The following is an 18,467-nucleotide window of genomic DNA, read 5'->3' on the forward strand; positions in this document are numbered from 1 at the left end:
ATTGTATTAATTTATATTTTGATGTATTATTGATGAATCACTAATAATTAAGGTTTTCATATGTCCTTCGTTCCAAGTTTAAGTGCAGCTGTGAAGTTTACGGGTTTTAACATATCTTGTTCTCTTATTGCCGTAATCATAAACAAGGAAGTTAATGAGGATAATTATAAACAAACTAATAAAACTATAGGAAAAGTTATCATAGCTACTTCTGCATTTTTAGCAGGGTGTATGAGCCTTGCAATGCTAGGTCCTGGTGTTGCAGGTTATGCAGCTGTAGGGGCTTTTGTGGGAGCCGGTGCATTTTTCTTGGGTACATTTTATGAGGGAAAAAATAAATTTCTTTGCCAATGGAAGAATTTATCCGACAAAATTGAAAATCCTTTGATGACAATATGTACAATTGTAAATTTGAGCGGGGGAATTTATTCTATAATAGCATTTCCTTTTAGTCCTTTGAATGTTGCAAGTGTTGGATTAAACGCTCTTATTTTTGTAGTTCATTCTAACTCTTAAATAGCATTTCCTTTTAGTCCCTTGAATGTTGCAAGTGTTGGATTAAACGCTCTTATTTTTGTAGCTCATTCTAACTCTTATTTTAACTAAGTATAACTAATGCTCTCGAATCTTTGAGGGCTTTAAAAAAAGGTAATTTATGTCATTCGTTCCTGAAATAAGCAGAGTGGTTCCTTTAGTGGGAGCAAATTTAGCAACTTTTGCACTTCCACTGATAGCCTTAGAATGTTTTGAAGATAGTGATTTAAAAGACGTCACCCAGGATGTTATTGAAAGAATTTTTATTTGTTGTAATGCTGTTTTGGCTGGTTGTACCGCTCTTGCTGTCATAGGTTCGGGCGGTGCCGGTTACGCTGCTTTCGGTCTTTTTACCGCTGCCGGCGCCCTTACCCTTGGAAAAATATATGAGGGTGATAATTTCTTACTCAAGAACTGGAGCGATTTGGCAAAAAAATATGAGGATGGGATATCGTGTGTCAGTTCTATTGTAAACTTAAGTGGCGGAGTGTACTCTTTAATAGCTCTACCTTTTAGTTTTATGAATTTAGGTGGAACTTTGTCTGCTGCTTTTGTTACGTATATGTTTGTTAGATCCCAGTGTCAGGAATAATAAACTCTTAGATAAACTATAAAATAAATAACAGAGGTTTTTATGTCCCTTCAATTAAGTACTGTGGTTCCTTTAGTGGGAGCAAATTTTGCATTTTTAACTTTGGGATCAATAGCTAGTGAGCAAACCAAACAATATAGAGTTCATGACCTTGTAGATAGAGTCTTTACTTTCAGTAATTCTATTCTTGCTGGTTGTACGGCTCTTGCAGTCATAGGTTCTGGTCCTGTAGGCTATGCTGTATTCGGTGCTTTTGCAACTGCAGGTGTTATTACCCTCGGAAAAGTTTATGAGGGCGACAATCAGTTTTTAAATACGTGGCGTGATTATGCAAAGGACTATGAGAAAAATATAGGGGTTGTCAGTTCAATCGTAAACTTATGTGGTGGAGTACATTCTCTTATAGCTTTGCCATTTAGATATATGAATTTGGCTGGAACTCTTTCTGCTGCTATTTCAGTGTATATTTACTCTGATTTGTAACTCTAAGCGTTATCTTTGGAGACTTCAATAGAATATGTTGGGTGCTAGTATTGCTGTCGGTAGCGCTTAGAAATCTAAAAAAAACCGTAATATTCGACATAGATATGGGGTACTCAGGAAACCATGTCTATGGCTCGTAAAATGGACAAAAAATTTCGATGAGTTATTTTCCATCTGTTAGTTTAAGTAGTTTAATGCTTCCAAATTTATTGAATGCTGGAGTGTATTCAACTATTGCAATATCAAACCCGGAGAGAGAAAGTTTGATACTGGCTTCATTTTACCCTTCAATGGTCATTGCCGGTTTGGTTGGACTTTCTATTTTAGGAACTGGGGGAGCAGGCTGCGCAGTATTTTCTGCCTTTACACTGGGCGGGGCATTTTCTTTCGCTGCCTTCAGTTATGCAGATTATTTTGCCAATAAAAAATTGAGGGACTTTTCTAGTAAAATATATTTAAGCCTTTTTCTTGCAAGTAACATTGTGAACCTCGGAGGGGGTGTGCATCTGTTAATTTCAAATCCATTTAAGGGTGTTACACTTGCAAGTACTTTAATATCAGCAGCAGCCTGTGTATTGAGTATTTTCTATGCATCCGGCGCATCCGATCATTGGGGCACGCCCGTAGATTAGCCTGTTAGAAGCGCGGCAAAAGGCGTATTTTTCATTTGATCCAATTGACATTAAAAATTTCTTAGGGATTGATGACGTTGATAATGCCTTTCAATTCCGTTAGCAACTTCTCCTGGATCATCTGTAATTTGTATGAGCGAAAGGTCATTCTCATTGACACATCCGTTTTGGAGCATTGTAGATTTGATCCATTCAATTAAACCTTGCCAGTAGCTTTTTCCCATTAGATAGATTGGAAATGGATGGATTTTTTTCGTTTGGATTAATGTTAACGCTTCAAAAAGCTCATCCAGAGTGCCATATCCCCCCGGTAGAAATACATAACCTTGTGCATAGCGGATAAACATAACTTTTCTTACAAAAAAGTAGCGGAAAGTTAGGCAATATTTAGGGTCGATAAACTTATTGGGTTCTGTTTCAAAAGGTAGATCGACAGCTAAGCCGCAGGATTTCCCTTGAATCTCTTGAGCGCCCTTGTTGGCAGCTTCCATAATTCCTGGTCCGCCCCCTGTAATGATGGCAAAACCCCTTTTTGCAACCTCTTGCGAAACATCGATAGCGAGTGAATAGTAGGGTGTTCCTTCTTTTAGGCGTGCTGAGCCGAATATAGAAACGGAAGGCCCGATGTTGGTCATTGTCTCGAATCCTTCAACGAATTCTGAAACAATACGGAACACACGCCATGAATCTGTTGTAAGCATTGATGAAGGGTCATTGAATGTGCGCGGTGTTTCCATGATAATTCCTAAAAAATGTAAGCTTTCGTCAGTGTCGCAGAGTGTAATTTTTTTTTGAATAAGCAAATGATGGTAATGCATTTTGCACTTATGAATAACTTTTAGAGGCAGTTGCACTGGATGAAAATTGGCGTTGAAGGGCAAAATGGAAGGCAATTATTTTTCTTTGAGCTGTTCTAATGTAAGCTTTAGTCCTTCAATACCTCTTCGTTTAAGAGGGGAGCCATCTAGGGTGTCGAGATGAGCTAATTTCTCTAGAGATAAGTAGATCTTATTTTCAGCCACAGGGAGAAAATCAGCATTGGTGGATAAGGGTGAACGTACATTATGGGGGCAGATATTTTGACAGATATCGCAACCGAAAGCGTAGCCGGGATTAAGGCGTGCTATCTCAGGATCAATGGGCCCGTCTTTTTCAATGAGATGGTAGGATAAGCAGCGATTAGCATCTAATAGGTAAGGTGCAACAAGCGCTTGGGTGGGGCATGCATCTAGACATTTGGTGCAAACGCCGCATTTGGGTATATGTGTAGGTAGGCAAGGTAGATCTGGAAATTCGAGCGTGGTCAATAATCCGGAAAGTAGAATAAATGTTCCGAAGCGTCGATGAATCAGGAGGGTGTTTTTTCCAAACCAACCCAAGCCGGCCTTTACGAAAAGGGATTTTTCCATAATTGGTTTGGAATCGCTAAAGCCTATGGCAATATTTGTCTGTTGGGTTTGGGACTCTAGCCAGCGGATGAGTTTCTTTAGGCGTCTTCTATGCACATTATGATAATCGCGGTGGCGGGCATAAGAGGCGATCAGTCCTTCGTCCGGTCCTTTCAAGGGATGTTGGGGTTGTTTATAATTGGTGACAAAGAGAAAAGCTGTTTTTGCTCCTGGTAGGAGTCTATCAGGAGCCGTTCTTAGATCATTCTCCATATATGTTAGATCAGCTTGGCGCCCATTTTCAAGCCATTTTCTATAAGCAGCAATATCTTCATCCGGTATTGCCGGTGTAGTGACTCCGACATCATCCCAACCCAATTCAAGAGCTTTAAGTCGTACATCTTCAACTGTTAATGAAGAGCTCATGGAGTTTTATTTGAGGATATTCCAAAAATACTGGTGAAAAGCTTGATCCAGCGTTTGCCTTTATCGCTATGCCCTTGATTGCCATTAGCAACTTCATGCAGATTTTCAATAGCGATGAACGCCTGTGGGTCATGTGAATAGATAAGCTCTTTAAGGTCGGCAAGTTGCAGACGTTCAGCGATAACATAGATGATTTCTCTAGCGTCGCCGGAAAATCCTCCACGACCATACATAATAGTGAGCCCTAAGCCTAATTCATGTATAATTGCTTTTGCAATTTCGCTCGATTTCTGTGAGATGATCAGTACTGATTTTGTTTCGTCCAATCCCACGATGACAGAATCCATAATTTTGATGACGACAATGTACGTGATCAAGGATAGCAACGGGGGGTGCCAATCCTGGAAAGCTAGTCCTGCAGCTCCAAAAATGAAGACATTGCAGACGAGGATGACTTGCCCAACAGTAATGCCGGTACGTTTATTGATGATAATACCGAGGATTTCAGTACCGTCAGTGCAGCCGCCGTAACGGATGATCAATCCCAGGCCGATACCTAGTATGGCGCCGCCAATGACAACAACTTCTATAGTGTCGCCATGGAATTCCCAGGTGGGGGCGAAGTGGTGCATTAACCAGCTGAAGGCACTAAATGAGATAATAGCGTAGAGCATATGAAAGACGAAGGTCTTACCGATCGTTTTGTATGCTAAGATAATAAAAGGCAAGTTCAGGACAAAGAGCAGTGGGGAGAAGTAGGATTTGCCAAATATATTAGCTCCGATCATCGCAATGCCGACTATGCCGCCGTCGATAAGTTGATTTGGAAAAAAGAAAACTTCGATGGCAAAAGCGGCAAGAAAAGCGCCTAATGCGATTACAGCATAAGTATATAGATTTAGAAACCAGGATTTATGTTGGGGTGTAAGAGCTGCTTGCATGAATTCTCCCTTTGATTAGGAGCAGCTAAGGAACATAGATAGGCGTTTGGTTTACGAAAAACAAAACGCGGGAGACGGGATTTGAACCCGCAACTTCCGGCGTGACAGGCCGGTGCTCTAACCAATTGAACTACTCCCGCAACTTGGGCGCGAAAGGACTCGAACCTATGACCACCTGTGTGTAAGACAGGCGCTCTACCAACTGAGCTACACGCCCTTGTAGCAACATGCGCATAATATACGTTGAGCGTGCATTTCTTTGCAAGTATCTTAGATTAATATTTCATAAATAATTGGGGGTAAAGGAATTGTGTGAGGGAAAATTGACAGTGTTTTTTAGTTGTATTGTATTTCTAGATGACAATTGATTATTTTAAATGTACGCATATATATTAAAAGTGTGTAAGATTAGATTATAACTATAGGCGAACTAATTCATGCCGATTTATAAAAAAGAGAATACTTCTTCAAAGAAGTTAAAAGCTATTGCAGTTCCTGCAGTAGCGATGCCCTCTGCAGTTCCAAAAACACCATTCCATAAGTTCATTAAAAGAGTCCGGGGACTCTTTACCTTCTTGAAAACCAAGAAGGAGATTAACCTTACGGGACGTATTCATGAGTTAGATGCTGATGCTGAAGTACTTATGATTTCACTGCAACGGATTAAAAGTTATTTCGATCCTGCTGGACAGTATGCTATTGGAGAGGACGACCCTGAATTGGGAATATTCCTCGAAGCAATTATAGACCCGTTGCTCAAAGAAGCCGATATGTTAAGGCAAACCTTGCATTCATCTTCCGTGGCAGGACAAGCGAAAATCTTCAAAAGGTTCAACCTATGGATTGATAGATCAGAGCATTGGGTCGACTATTTTGAAAAGAAAAGAACGAAGAAAGAATTGGTGGATGCGGTAGTCCATTACCTTGTAGGAGAAGCGCTGCAAAGGATAGACCGCGATGTAGAGGTCATTCGAGAGTATATCAACCATCAAGTGCAGTCGCTGCCTGTAGATGATGAGAGAAAAAGATACTTGAAACAAAGGATTGATTCTAGTGTGGAAGTACATATAGAGAACTTGAACCTCCTCAAAAAAAGACCTTCGAAGATAACTTTTGAAGGGATAGGTTACTGGAAGAGCCAGATAGACCAGTGCCGGCAAACCTATTTTGACATGACGCTTCATGCCGTAGATGTCCAGATAGAAGAAGAATTTCCCGAGGCAAGCAATAAAGAATACAGCGATCATTTACAGGATTCCCTGTTAGAAACAGTGATATTAGAGTCAGAAGTACAGGAAATAGCAGATGAAGTTGCAGAAAGTGATTTGAAGCAGCTAACTATAGTGAAGCGTTTGCTGTCGCATATCAATGCACTGGAAGATGAAGCGCATACAATGCTGCTAGATTTGCGCTTGGATGGGGATGTTATTTCTAGAGCAGAGGATGTATTAGAGCGGCTGAAAGAAATCAAAAAGCAAATCAGGTAAGAACGCACGTTCATTATTCAAGTCAACCATAATAAATCCAAATGAAAGCAGCTTATCTAGTTAACTTAACTAACCAGTTAATTTATTTATAGACTGTGATCTTAACGCTATTAGACAGCGTGTTGGAAAATGAGATTATCATACTTTGATACGCGAACACTAAACTCTCAAGTTTCATAGCGGTTAATTTAGACGTAAGGACGCAGAGAAGCTTTGCTCCACACTAAATTGTTACGAGCATTATCTCACAGCGTTGCGCTCCCTTGCGGGACCGTGACGCTGACAGTGACATGCTCGCTGACGCAATATATCACTAAACAAACACTGTTTTGTTCCTAGACTCCTCTATAAGATAGTCTACTGAATCTAATATACCAATATCCTTATTGTTTTATTGTTATAATAGTGACTTTAATTTCAGAATTATATAACATCTATCGTTAATTATTATTTATAACAAAAATAGGAAGATTATGAGCTCGCTAAGTAACCTAACGGAATTGTCAATGTATATTGCGAAGGATCTAATTGATCTGACCCCCATTGGATATGTTTACGATGCATATAAGCAATCGACGCAGAGTCCGTCTGCTGTGAATCCAGAGATGCAAAGAGCCTTTGAGAAGAAGTCAACGCTATTAGGAAACCTTAAAGATGCTTTTACTCCGGAAGTGAAGTTAAACGAGAAAATGAAGTCATTTTTTGAGACTGAGGGGTTTCGTAAGGACATAGTAATAGAAGAAAGACCGGTGATAGGCGCTTCTTCACTTGGAACAAACTATTTCACCAGTGGTTATGCAGCCATTTGGATTAGCAGCATTTTTGTTAAAGATTCGCCTGCTACTGCTACGTATATGATAAAGGAATGTGCTTATCGTATTAGGGCAAATAGCTATGTAGTTAATCCTACAGTTGTAAGCATTATATCCATAGCCTCATTTATTTTATGTTCTTCAGTGATGACCTCTCTTCCTGCCTTTTTAGTTTGTTGTACTGTTGCATACATTGCGAACAAAGTAGTGAATTCTATTACCAAAACTAATGAAATAAAGTACGCGATTGAAAAAAGCACTGACAAAGAGCTTATTGCAGGAAGAAATATACAATCGTATTTTGTACAGAAGTATAAAGAGGCTTATGAGAGGGATCAATTTTGGTTGACACCTGAAGGAGAAGAAAGATTCGAATTTTTTCTTCCGACAAGACAGTCGATTATAGCAAGATTTGATGCTGAAATATCTCGTAGAGACATTAAAGTTAAAGCTAAAGATTTTGATTTAACCAAAATCACAAAATGTATGGGTGCAACGATTGAGGCATATAATAAATTAGTAGAGGAAGTGGAAGGGACGATATAAAGTCTTGGGGAGCACGGATTGTGCATTAATTTAAACGTTTGAGTAGAGGCAGGTTAATCTCCGCCCCTACTCAAACGTTCATAAAAACGCTTTACAAACAGTACTACAGATAACTTCTTGATGGACAAAGCTTCTCTGCGAATAAATTCACGTTACTCACACGCTGGCTAAAAGATGTATTCGTCTGCTATTGCTCGCTTATCATGTCCATCCAACACGTGGAATTTCCGCAGTTTATTCAACGTGACGGGAGATAGCTGTCCTATAGGAATGTAAACTACCTTTTTCCCGAAACGGCTAGCAAAACTTTTCAGGAGTGGTCTCGGCGGTGAGGAAGCGACATATACGATGGTAGGGGAGAGGGAGTAGTCAATAGCAGCCGCTAACAGGACTTCGGCTTTGCTACGGCAGGGTGCGTAGTCCGGATCTGTCCAGATGTCCATCATACGCCTCGGGGGATATGTGAGCATGAACCCACCATATTCGCAGCGATAGATTCCGGGGCCGATGATTTCCTGTCCGAAGGGGGTGGCGTAAAACGCCATATCGGATTCTTGGGCATGTTCTCCATGCCAGGTGACGCACCAGGGATATTTCTCTTTGAAGGATTCGTTTTCTTTAGGCGAGTCTTCATCAAAAATCATGACGACAGAGCCTACACCACCTGGCGGTTTACCTTGAGACTTAACGTAAAGCTTTTTCTCTGCCCAGTGGCGGATCGTTTCGCGCATGTCGATACCGTCTTCTATACTGGAGGAGAAGGGTTTTGTTTGCGCTGCTTCCTCAGTCAGAAGCTGGGTGCCTTTTTTCTTTAGGAACTCGCCAAAGTTTTCAATGGAGAGGTCTTCCGGTGGGAAGGAGCAGAAACCTGAGAAGCCTGGTTGTATTTTGTAACGTTTTTTATCTTTGCGCAGGCGTTGGAAAAAAGATCCTTTTTCGCTTTTTTGTAGAAGGCGGAATTTTATCAGCTGGCTGTTTCCCCAGACATCTTCAGGTGTAAGGTCTATTTCGGGCAGGTTATCGATATTTTTAAGGTAGGGATAGGCTGTAGCTTCTTTCCATGTTTCATAAGCGTAGTTATTATCGACGCAGCTTTTGGAGGCTGTGATAATTTGGAAAAGGGTTGGGGTAAGGCGGTTGCGGATGAGGGCATAGTTGCGTGAAAACTTCATAAGGTTGCGTAGGTGATACCCTTGGAAGGAACCTTTCTGCTGTGAGATATAGTTTTCTGCGCTTGTTTTATACAGGTTTAGCAGGAGAAGCCTGCGGTCGAGCGGAAATGTTGCGGTATTATTCTGTAGGTATTTTTGCCGGGCTTCTTCATACGAGCGGCTGATGTATCCTCCTTCGGGGAGGATCTCGCGGCAAGATTCTTCGGTCAAGGTGCATAGTTCGAAGATTTCTCGTTTGGCATGCACTGTCTCCGCAAATACAGCCGACCGTAGTTTGCCTAGGATGCGTGCAGCATGGGCCATTCCGCAGACGCACAGCACTTTGTCATGGCGGAGGGAAAGCTCTTTCAGACGGCGAGCCATGTGTGTTTCGCGCATTTCATCATGGCGTACGGCGCTGGGAGGATTGATTGCTAAGGAGTTATATGCGTGCCAATAACTTTCGAGGCCAATACGTGAGATAGCGTAAGGGTCAGGCAGGAGCTCATGGACATCGGGATAAAAATCTACATCCAAGTCTATGCAGTAAGCAGCGGCGCCATTTTCTAAAGCGCAGCGCAAGCCTTCAAAGGCAGGATCAGTAGGTTCAGCCAAATAGCAGATGAGTTGTGTCTTTTGGCTATAGGAAAGGATAATGCTGATGTCAGGTAAACGTTCCGCTGCCTTGACTAATGGTTCTTGCAAAGTTTCAGCAAGTTCTACCGCTACGGCGTCAGGCTTCAATTGGTGGAATAGTTTGCAGACATGCGCTGCTGTTTCCATGTTGTAATGGATGACAGGGACAATCCACACGTTCTCATAGTGTAGCGCAAAGAGTAAAGGATCAACCATTATCGCAAAACCGTGGTAGAAAATATATTTTCACCTTATGATAGCTATTTCTTATTGAAAAGAGGAGTAATTTATGACAGCAACAGCAGTAAAAAATATCAGGAAAGGAATGAAGCTGCTTTTGTCTAAGCCTAGAGGGTTTTGTGCCGGAGTAGACCGCGCTATTGAATCTGTAGAAAAAGCGATCGAAATGTGGGGCGCACCCATCTATGTTAAGCACGAAATCGTCCATAACAGACATGTTGTCGACCGACTTAAAGCTTTAGGCGCTATCTTTATAGAGGATTTGGATGAAGTCCCTATGGGCGCACGCTTGATCTATTCTGCCCACGGTGTTTCTCCTGCTGTAAGGGAGCATGCAAAGCGTCGGCAATTATTCGAGATCGATGCCACCTGCGGCTTAGTGACACGTGTCCACTCTGCTGTAAAACGTTTTGCGGACCAAGGTTACCAGATTATTCTTATAGGACACCGCAATCACGTCGAAATCATTGGAACTGCGGGTGAAGCTCCGGATGTTACCACGATAGTAGAATCCCCGAAAGATGTGGAGAGCCTGACTTTCCCTAAAGAAACCAAGCTTTTCTACATAACGCAAACAACTCTGAGTTTGGATGACGTTAAGGAAATTACTGATGCTCTAACTGTTAAATATCCTGATATACAAACCTTGCCCAGCTCTTCCATTTGTTATGCCACGACTAATAGACAGATGGCGCTAAGGGAGATCACCGATGAAACGGACCTCGTCCTCGTTGTAGGCGACCCGAAGAGCTCTAATTCAAATCGTTTGCGTGAAGTAGCAGAAAGAAGGAATGTTCCCGCTTATCTTATTAATGACGAGACCGAAATAAAACTGGAATGGCTCGAGGAAATCTCCACTATCGGACTAACAGCCGGCGCTTCTACACCAGAATCTATTGTACAAAAATGTATTGAACGTCTTAAATCGCTAGGTGTCGATAAAGTAGAAGATGTGGTGTTTACTCAGGAAGATGTTGTTTTCCAGCTTCCTAAGCCACTCTTTAATGCTAAATTTGGAATGGTCTCTAATTAAAGTTCGGAGTTCTACATGCTGCGGCCAACGCTCTTGCTTCTGTTTTTGATTTCGCTCATGACCTCATCTCTACAGGCTTATCCCGGGGGATGCTATGGATGTTACGGTTGCTATGGAAATCAGCTAGAATGCTGCGATGACTGCGGATGGAATGGGGATGCGTGGGTTGGGCTAGGCTATAGGCAGGACCATTTCCGCTGGAGTATTTCCGGCCCCTCCGGCACTCCGGATATTCTATCTGAACTGGAATGGGAAAAATTAGGCATTATCGAAACCAGCTGCTCCGTTTGGAATGCTTTTCCCTGCGGGCTCTACTACAGGTTTGGCGCAAGCTTCGGTACGATTTTGCATGGCAAAGTGACCGATACCGACTATTCCGGCGACAATCGCACCGGCATCTGGTCTAAGATCAAAGGAAAAGGGGATAGGGGCCGTACTTTTGATGCAATCGGCGGATTGGGCTGGCAGTTTTCCTTCTGCGATGACGGCCTGCTTATCGCTGCACTAGGCGGCGTGTCGACTCACGATCAAAGCCTGCATTTTTTTCACGGCGACATTTTAATTAGTACCCTCAATCCAGCCGCTGTAGGATTAATCCATGGTCTAGATAGCAAATATCACGCCCGCTGGTACAGCGGATGGGGCGGGATCGATGCGGTATGGCAGATATGTCCGGAATGGGTGTTGAATGGTGTGTTCGAATACCACCGCGCACGCTACAGAGGCAGGGGTGACTGGAACCTAAGAGAAGATCTTGATGGCCAATTCTACCAAAAATCTAAAGGCCATGGCCTGGTCGGTAAATTGGGTCTTTCCTACGCTTTTAGCGGCGACTGGCTTTTCATGCTTAATTTAATGGGGCAGCGTTGGGAAGCGAAGGGTGGAGTAGACTATACTAGAGTACTGGTCCCTGTGTTCGATCCGGCTTTAGGCGGAAATGTTTTGCAGTCAGTCCGTCTTTCAACTCCTTTCCACGAAGCGCAATGGTGGTCCTACGGAGCAATGCTCTGTATCGAATATCGCTACTGAGCTTGAATCTCACTCGCTATCTAATCGTACTTGAACGAAGACCAAGGAAATATCCCTGGTCTTCGTTGCTAATTGTGGAATTTCGAAAGAAGTCTAATACCTAAACGACACTTTTTCCTTCCATTTGCCCTCCTTTATTGAACATCTTTTTATCCTTTCAAAAAGGCTTGCGATTCTGTGTTAAATCAGGTATGATGTTCTTTAATATTTTGGTCTTGAGGATACTGTGAGCAGATCACGCCGCCGCTTACCTAAGGGCTATGATGGGACATCGCCAACCTTCCAAAGAGTTGGAGACCTTCTTCCTTTTGCCCTTCAAAAGATTGGGGAACGATTTCAAGATAGGCCCGACCTAGTTCTAGCCTCTTGGGCAGATATTGTAGGCCCTAAATTGGCCCCCATGACAAGAGCCCTCTCTTTTTTTGAAGGGGTGATTACAGTCAAGGTCAGCAATTCGACGCTTCATAGCCTCCTCGTCCAACACGAAAAAAAACGCATCCTCGATAGGCTGCGTCATCGTTTTCCCTCAGTGCCCATCTATAACGTGATTTTCAAGTTAGGATAAGGCCAATATTGTATGCCGCATTAATGGAGTGACATGTCTAATCAGTCAGAAACATCAGAAAACCACCCCGTACCTAATGGCTCTAAACCCGCCAAAGAGTACAACGCAAGCTCGATCACTGTTCTAGAAGGACTACAGGCTGTTCGCGAACGGCCGGGTATGTACATCGGTGATATAGGCAAAGATGGTTTGCACCATCTAGTTTATGAGGTTGTCGATAACTGTATCGACGAGGCCATGGCAGGCTATTGCAGCGCCATCAACGTTTCTTTGAACAAAGACGGCTCCGTATCCATCGAAGACAACGGCCGCGGTATTCCGGTTGAAAAACACGAAAAAGAATCGATTAAAAGAGGACGCGACGTTTCAGCAGTGGAAGTCGTAATGACCGTACTCCATGCAGGCGGTAAATTCGATAAAGATAGCTATAAAGTCTCCGGCGGCCTTCACGGCGTCGGCGTTTCGTGCGTCTGCGCACTTTCCGAAAAAATGATCGTCCAAGTGTTTAAAGAAGGCTTCTCCTACGAGATCATCTTCTCTAAAGGCCAAGTCTTAAAACCTCTGACACGGACCGGCGAAACAAGAAAACGCGGTACCAAAATCACTTTCTGGCCTGATACTGAAATCATGCAGGTGACCGAATTCGATTACGACGTCCTCGCAAAAAGACTCCGCGAACTCGCTTTCCTTAATAAAGGGATTAACATCTACTTTCATGAAGAAAGAAATGCTGATAAAGACGATGTCAACTTTTGCTACACCGGCGGTATCGTCTCTTTTGTAGAATACCTAAACGAACACAAAGACCCCCTCTTCCCTGCACCTGTCTATATCTATGGCACCCGTGAAGGCGATGACGGCATCATCGAATTCGAAGTGGCCCTCCAATGGAATGGCGGTTTTACCGAAACAATTTTCTCCTTCGTCAATAACATCCCTACACGTCAAGGCGGTACGCATCTTACCGGATTCTCTACAGCCCTGACCCGCGTTCTTAACACCTACATCAAAAATAATAACCTTCTTAAGAACGATAAAATCGCCATCACCGGCGAAGATATGCGTGAAGGCCTCACTGCCGTTATTTCTGTTAAAGTCCCTAACCCGCAGTTCGAAGGACAAACTAAACAACGCCTAGGCAACAGCGATGTCGCCTCCGTCGTTCAGCAGATTGTAGGTGAAGAACTAACAATCTACCTTAACGAGCAGCCCCAAATAGCCCGCTCCATCGGTGACAAAGCGATCATCGCAGCACAAGCACGCGAAGCTGCCCGTAAAGCACGCGAACTTACCCTGCGTAAATCAGCCCTGGATAGCGCACGTTTGCCTGGTAAATTAACCGACTGCCAAGAGAAAAACCCGGAACATTGCGAAATATATATAGTAGAGGGTGATTCTGCGGGCGGTTCGGCAAAATCCGGACGCGACAGACGCTTCCAAGCTATTCTCCCTATCCGCGGTAAAATCCTTAACGTGGAAAAAGCCCGTCTAGAAAAGATCCTGCAAAACACCGAAGTCGGCACCATGATTGCTGCATTAGGCTGCGGTATCGGCAAGGATGGCTTTAACCTCGAAAAACTGCGTTACCATAAAATCATCATTATGACGGACGCCGACGTCGACGGCTCCCACATTCGTACGCTGCTGCTTACCTTTTTCTACCGTCATATGCCAGCTTTGGTGGAAAATAGCTTCATCTACATCGCTCAGCCTCCTTTATTTAAAGTCTCTCGTAAAAAGACTCAGCGCTATATCCACTCTGAAAAGGAAATGGATGATTACCTGCTAGAACTAGGGATGAGCGATATTGAAATCAAACGCCACAATGATGACCGTGTCCTTTCTCAGGAAGATATCAAGAAAGTGATTACGACAACCCTCGATGTGGAAAACCTTATCCGTAAATTGGAAAAGAAAGGGGTTTCTTTTAACCTCTTCCTCGGTGCCAGAAATGCAGAGGGACGCCTTCCCCGCTTCTACGTCCAACTCGTCAATGGCTCACGTTTTGTCTATTCTATAGACGAATTCGAAGAGCTGCGCGCAAGTGACGAAGAAGCTCAAAGAGCACGCCATGACGCTACCTTAGCTTCTATCCCTGAACGTGAGATCACCCCCGAAATGCGCAACTTCCGCCTTGCACGCCTCCACTACGTGGAATTGTACGAAGAGGAAGCGCTAGAAGATTTAACTCAAAGGCTCCAAAGCTACGGTTTAACGCTTGACACCTATCATAAACCCGTCAAACCGCTCTTCGACCTAAAAGAAGATAACAGCACGACCCATGTCTTCCATACTCTCCAACAGGTGATCGATTTCATCCGTCTCAACGGACGCAAAGGTATCGATATCCAACGTTATAAGGGCTTGGGTGAAATGAACGCTGACCAATTGTGGGAAACAACGATGGATCCTGCAATCCGCACTCTCGTAAAAGTGTCTTTAAATGATGTGGTCGCCGCAGACCAAATGTTTACTATGCTAATGGGCGAGGATGTCCCTCCACGCCGGGCATTTATTGAACACCATGCCCTATCAGTAAAAGATTTGGATGTATAAACGGACGATCAAGGAGTAAATATGAGCTATACTAAAGACGAAAAGATTGTCGTCCGCCCCGTAGAAGATGAGATGAAGGACAGCTATTTGCGCTACTCTATGTCTGTCATTATCTCGCGCGCCCTCCCCGACGTGCGCGACGGACTAAAACCCTCGCAGCGCCGTATCCTTTACGCTATGCTTAAACTGAACTTAGGCCCAAACGCCAAGTTCCGTAAATGCGCTAAAATTTCCGGTGATACATCCGGTGACTACCACCCCCACGGTGAGCAAGTTATCTACCCTACCCTTGTCCGTATGGCCCAAACCTGGCTGATGCGTTACAACCTTATCCAAGGACAAGGTAACTTCGGTTCTGTGGACGGAGACCCGCCAGCTGCGATGCGATATACTGAAGCGCGCCTGACTTCCGCCTCTATGCAGATGATGGACGATCTGGAAAAAGACACTGTCGATATGGTTCCGAACTACGACGAAACTAAAAAAGAACCGACCGTGTTCCCATCCATGTTTCCGAATCTTCTCTGCAATGGATCTTCCGGTATTGCGGTGGGTATGGCAACAAATATCCCCCCCCACAATTTGCAAGAATTGATCAACGGTACACGCCTGCTCATTGATGACTCCAATACATCCATGGATGAGCTGATGCATGCGATCCCAGGTCCTGACTTCCCTACAGGGGGTATTATCTGCGGTTACCGTGGCATTAAAGAAGCTTACCATACCGGCCGCGGGAAAATCCTTTTACGTGGATTGATCCGTACCGAAACGGATGAAAATACCGATAGAAGCCGCCTTGTGATTGACGAAATTCCTTACAACGTCAACAAGTCCCGCCTTATTGAAACAATTGCTGACTTGATCAACCAAAAAACGATCACAGGGATCTCTGACCTGCGCGATGAGTCCGACAAAGACGGTATGCGTATTGTCATCGAACTTAAACGCGATGCAATGCCTGAAGTTGTCATTAACCAACTTTATAAATACACCGATCTTCAGATCACCTTCGGCTGTAACACGCTAGCTTTAGATAAAGGGATGCCGAAAATCCTCAATCTTAAGCAGATGATCGTCGCCTGGATCGACCACCGTATCGAAGTCGTCCGCCGCAGAACACAATTCGAATTGAATAAAGCCGAAGCGCGCGCACATATTTTGGAAGGCTACCTCAAAGCTATCGATAATATGGACGAAGTCGTCAAGATCATCAAAAATAGCAATAACCGTGACGAAGCAAAAGTCAACATTATCGCTCGTTTTGAGTTTACAGACCGCCAAGCAAACGCTGTCTTAGATCTGCGCCTCTATCAATTAACAGGCCTAGAAAGAGATAAGATCACCCAAGAGTATGAAGAGCTTCTAAAAAAGATCGAATACTTCAGAGCTGTTCTAGCTGATGAAGGTCTCGTTAGAGGCATCATTAAGGACGAATTGGCTGAAGTTGCCAAATCACATCCAAGCAAAAGACGTACTCAAATCGTCGCTGCGGAAGGTGAAATGGAAATGGAAGACCTTATCCCTAATGAGCTGGCCATCATCACAATTTCTGAAGATGACTATATCAAACGTATGCCGATCGATACCTTCCGCGAACAGCGCCGAGGTGGTCAAGGTGTTTCAGGGGCTAACCTAAGAAAAGAAGACGACGCAATTAAGGGTATCTATGTTGCAAACGCGCACGATTACCTGCTCATCTTCACAAACCTAGGACGCGTCTACTGGCTTAAAGTATGGCAAATCCCTGAAATCGGCCGTAAGTCTAAAGGCAAACCGCTCGTTAACCTTTTGGAAGATATCAGACCGGATGAGAAAATAGCGACGATCCTACGGGTCTCTTCCTTTGAAGATACCTCAAATATCTTAATGGCTACCTATAAAGGCGTTGTGAAAAAGACAAACCTTTCAGAGTTCAGCAACCCACGCCGCAAAGGTGTCTGGGCACTTGCGATCGATGAGGGCGACCAACTTGTCAGCGCTCGCCTCACAGTGCCTAACCAGCAAGTGATGCTCTTTACCTATAAAGGGATGGCTGTACGCTTTGATGAAGCGGATGTACGCCCTATGGGACGTACCGCTCGTGGTGTCAAAGGGGCTACTCTGCGCGACGAAAACGACTACATCACCGGTGCGGAAGTTGTCAACGGCAATGAAACGATCTTAGTCGTTTGTGAAAATGGCTTTGGTAAACGCTCGAACGTGGATGAATTCCGCCAAACTAAACGCGGCGGCGTCGGAGTACGTTCCATTATCACCAATGACCGTAATGGTAACGTTGTGGGAGCTGTGTGCGTAACAGACAACGACAGCATTGTTATGATGTCCTCGGCAGGGCAGACGATGCGTATCCGTATGAATGAAGTGCGCGTCATGGGACGTAATACTCAGGGCGTAAAACTCGTAAACCTCACTAAAGAGAGCGATGTCTTAGTCGCTATGCAGAAACTAGCAGGGGAAGAGACTCCCGATGTCGTAGCTGACGCAGTTGTTGAAGAAGCTCCCGTTCTTACAGAATAAAATTGTATTCAGTCGGACATAGCGGAGAGACCCCCGCTATGTCCTCTGTTGTCTAGGAATTGTCGTGAGTCCTTTATGTCCCAAATTTATACTTTCACCATCTCTGATGAGTTTAAAGATTTCACTCTACATCGTTTTCTGACTGATAAATTAAAAGAGCTTCAAAGCGGCAAGCAGATAAAGAAAGCCATTGAAGATGGCAAATGTGTTGTCAATGGTCGCATGGAAAGATTCGGCAGCATTAAACTTTTAGTTAATGATAGCATTTCTATTCAGTTTGATAAAAAAAACACACAGAAAGTTCAAATTCTCTTTGAAAATGAAGAGTTCTTTGCCATTGACAAGTGGGCGGGATTGATTTGTGAAGATACTGCCGTTAGGAAATTTTTTCCCGGAACGTTTCTTATTCACCGTCTGGACAAAGAAACAACCGGCGTATTGCTTATCGCTAAAAGTGAACCTGTAAAAAAGCGTTTCATCGAACTATTCCGCGAAGGGAAAATCCTTAAACAGTATCTGGCCTTATGCTCAGGATATCCTTCAAAAAACAGTGGCAGTATCAAGAATTTTCTGACCAAACAAGGGGAATTCAAAGGGCAAACTCTCTATAAAGGAACGCTTGACGGTCCTGGACAATACGCTGAGACGCATTGGAAAGTTCTAAAAAAAGTGGGGAATGATACTTTGATAGAATGCAGGCCGATTACAGGGCGCACCCATCAACTCCGGGTTCATCTGAAAGAAATAGGCTGTCCCATCGTCGGGGATGTTCTTTATAATAAGAAGGGGGGTATTTCTCCCCGTATGATGCTACACGCACAAAAGCTTGAGATCGTACCACTAGGTATAATAATCGAAAGTCACGAATCTTTTTTCACAGCAACATGAAGTAGCAT

The 18,467-nt window shown here is 43.7% G+C and carries 16 protein-coding genes and 2 tRNA genes; 12 read left to right on the plus strand and 6 right to left on the minus strand.

The features are described from left to right. Nucleotides 1-60 precede the first annotated feature (60 nt). The 4 genes from WC222_02285 to WC222_02300 all read left to right on the plus strand — a co-directional run bounded on the left by WC222_02285 (nt 61) and on the right by WC222_02300 (nt 2,241). Nucleotides 61-516 (plus strand): hypothetical protein, encoded by a 456-nt coding sequence (locus tag WC222_02285; protein ID MFA6915200.1) that lies wholly within the window; start codon nt 61-63, stop codon nt 514-516. A gap of 139 nt (nt 517-655) precedes the next feature. Continuing rightward, a complete protein-coding gene (locus WC222_02290; GenBank protein ID MFA6915201.1) occupies nt 656-1,126 on the plus strand; it encodes a hypothetical protein in 471 nt (156 codons plus the stop codon). Nucleotides 1,127-1,168: 42 nt separating this feature from the next. Further along, nucleotides 1,169-1,609, plus strand: a complete 441-nt coding sequence (locus tag WC222_02295; GenBank protein MFA6915202.1) for a hypothetical protein — start codon at nt 1,169-1,171, stop codon at nt 1,607-1,609. Between the two features lie 158 nt (nt 1,610-1,767). Next, complete coding sequence (locus WC222_02300) at nt 1,768-2,241, plus strand: hypothetical protein (protein MFA6915203.1); 474 nt, start codon at nt 1,768-1,770, stop codon at nt 2,239-2,241. Between the two features lie 50 nt (nt 2,242-2,291). On the opposite strand, the gene WC222_02305 is transcribed toward WC222_02300, so the two are convergent. From WC222_02305 to WC222_02325, 5 genes are all read right to left on the minus strand, one after another. After that, nucleotides 2,292-2,978, minus strand: coding sequence for a TIGR00730 family Rossman fold protein (locus tag WC222_02305; GenBank protein ID MFA6915204.1), 687 nt, complete (start codon nt 2,976-2,978; stop codon nt 2,292-2,294). Between the two features lie 156 nt (nt 2,979-3,134). After that, on the minus strand, nt 3,135-4,055 hold the full coding sequence (queG, locus tag WC222_02310) for a tRNA epoxyqueuosine(34) reductase QueG (GenBank protein ID MFA6915205.1): 921 nt from the start codon (nt 4,053-4,055) through the stop codon (nt 3,135-3,137). Continuing rightward, nucleotides 4,052-4,996, minus strand: coding sequence for a YitT family protein (locus tag WC222_02315; GenBank protein MFA6915206.1), 945 nt, complete (start codon nt 4,994-4,996; stop codon nt 4,052-4,054). Before WC222_02315 ends, queG begins: the two co-directional genes overlap by 4 nt. A gap of 66 nt (nt 4,997-5,062) precedes the next feature. Further along, nucleotides 5,063-5,136: transfer RNA gene (locus WC222_02320), tRNA-Asp, on the minus strand. A 4-nt stretch (nt 5,137-5,140) separates the two neighbouring features. Further along, nucleotides 5,141-5,213: transfer RNA gene (locus WC222_02325), tRNA-Val, on the minus strand. Between the two features lie 220 nt (nt 5,214-5,433). Between WC222_02325 and WC222_02330 the strand changes: the two genes are divergently transcribed. Together WC222_02330 and WC222_02335 are read left to right on the plus strand one after the other, a co-directional pair. Then, entirely contained in the window at nt 5,434-6,483 is a 1,050-nt protein-coding gene (locus WC222_02330) for a hypothetical protein (protein ID MFA6915207.1), read from the plus strand. Between the two features lie 473 nt (nt 6,484-6,956). Further along, nucleotides 6,957-7,841, plus strand: a complete 885-nt coding sequence (locus WC222_02335; protein ID MFA6915208.1) for a hypothetical protein — start codon at nt 6,957-6,959, stop codon at nt 7,839-7,841. A gap of 167 nt (nt 7,842-8,008) precedes the next feature. On the opposite strand, the gene WC222_02340 is transcribed toward WC222_02335, so the two are convergent. Beyond that, entirely contained in the window at nt 8,009-9,844 is a 1,836-nt protein-coding gene (locus WC222_02340; GenBank protein ID MFA6915209.1) for a hypothetical protein, read from the minus strand. Nucleotides 9,845-9,917: 73 nt separating this feature from the next. On the opposite strand from WC222_02340, the gene ispH reads away from it, so the two are divergent. From ispH to WC222_02370, 6 genes are all read left to right on the plus strand, one after another. Further along, complete coding sequence (ispH, locus tag WC222_02345) at nt 9,918-10,901, plus strand: 4-hydroxy-3-methylbut-2-enyl diphosphate reductase (GenBank protein MFA6915210.1); 984 nt, start codon at nt 9,918-9,920, stop codon at nt 10,899-10,901. Nucleotides 10,902-10,958: 57 nt separating this feature from the next. Continuing rightward, entirely contained in the window at nt 10,959-11,930 is a 972-nt protein-coding gene (locus WC222_02350) for a hypothetical protein (GenBank protein ID MFA6915211.1), read from the plus strand. Between the two features lie 226 nt (nt 11,931-12,156). Beyond that, complete coding sequence (locus tag WC222_02355; protein MFA6915212.1) at nt 12,157-12,495, plus strand: DUF721 domain-containing protein; 339 nt, start codon at nt 12,157-12,159, stop codon at nt 12,493-12,495. Between the two features lie 33 nt (nt 12,496-12,528). Then, nucleotides 12,529-15,051, plus strand: coding sequence for a DNA topoisomerase (ATP-hydrolyzing) subunit B (gene gyrB / locus WC222_02360; protein MFA6915213.1), 2,523 nt, complete (start codon nt 12,529-12,531; stop codon nt 15,049-15,051). A gap of 21 nt (nt 15,052-15,072) precedes the next feature. After that, nucleotides 15,073-17,571 carry a DNA topoisomerase (ATP-hydrolyzing) subunit A gene (gyrA, locus tag WC222_02365; GenBank protein MFA6915214.1) on the plus strand — a complete coding sequence of 833 codons (2,499 nt, stop codon included), beginning with the start codon at nt 15,073-15,075 and terminating at the stop codon, nt 17,569-17,571. Between the two features lie 75 nt (nt 17,572-17,646). Next, a complete protein-coding gene (locus WC222_02370; GenBank protein MFA6915215.1) occupies nt 17,647-18,459 on the plus strand; it encodes an RluA family pseudouridine synthase in 813 nt (270 codons plus the stop codon). Nucleotides 18,460-18,467: the final 8 nt, after the last annotated feature.

This window comes from Parachlamydiales bacterium, assembly GCA_041671045.1.
In the GTDB taxonomy this organism is placed as follows: domain Bacteria; phylum Chlamydiota; class Chlamydiia; order Chlamydiales; family JABDDJ01; genus JABDDJ01.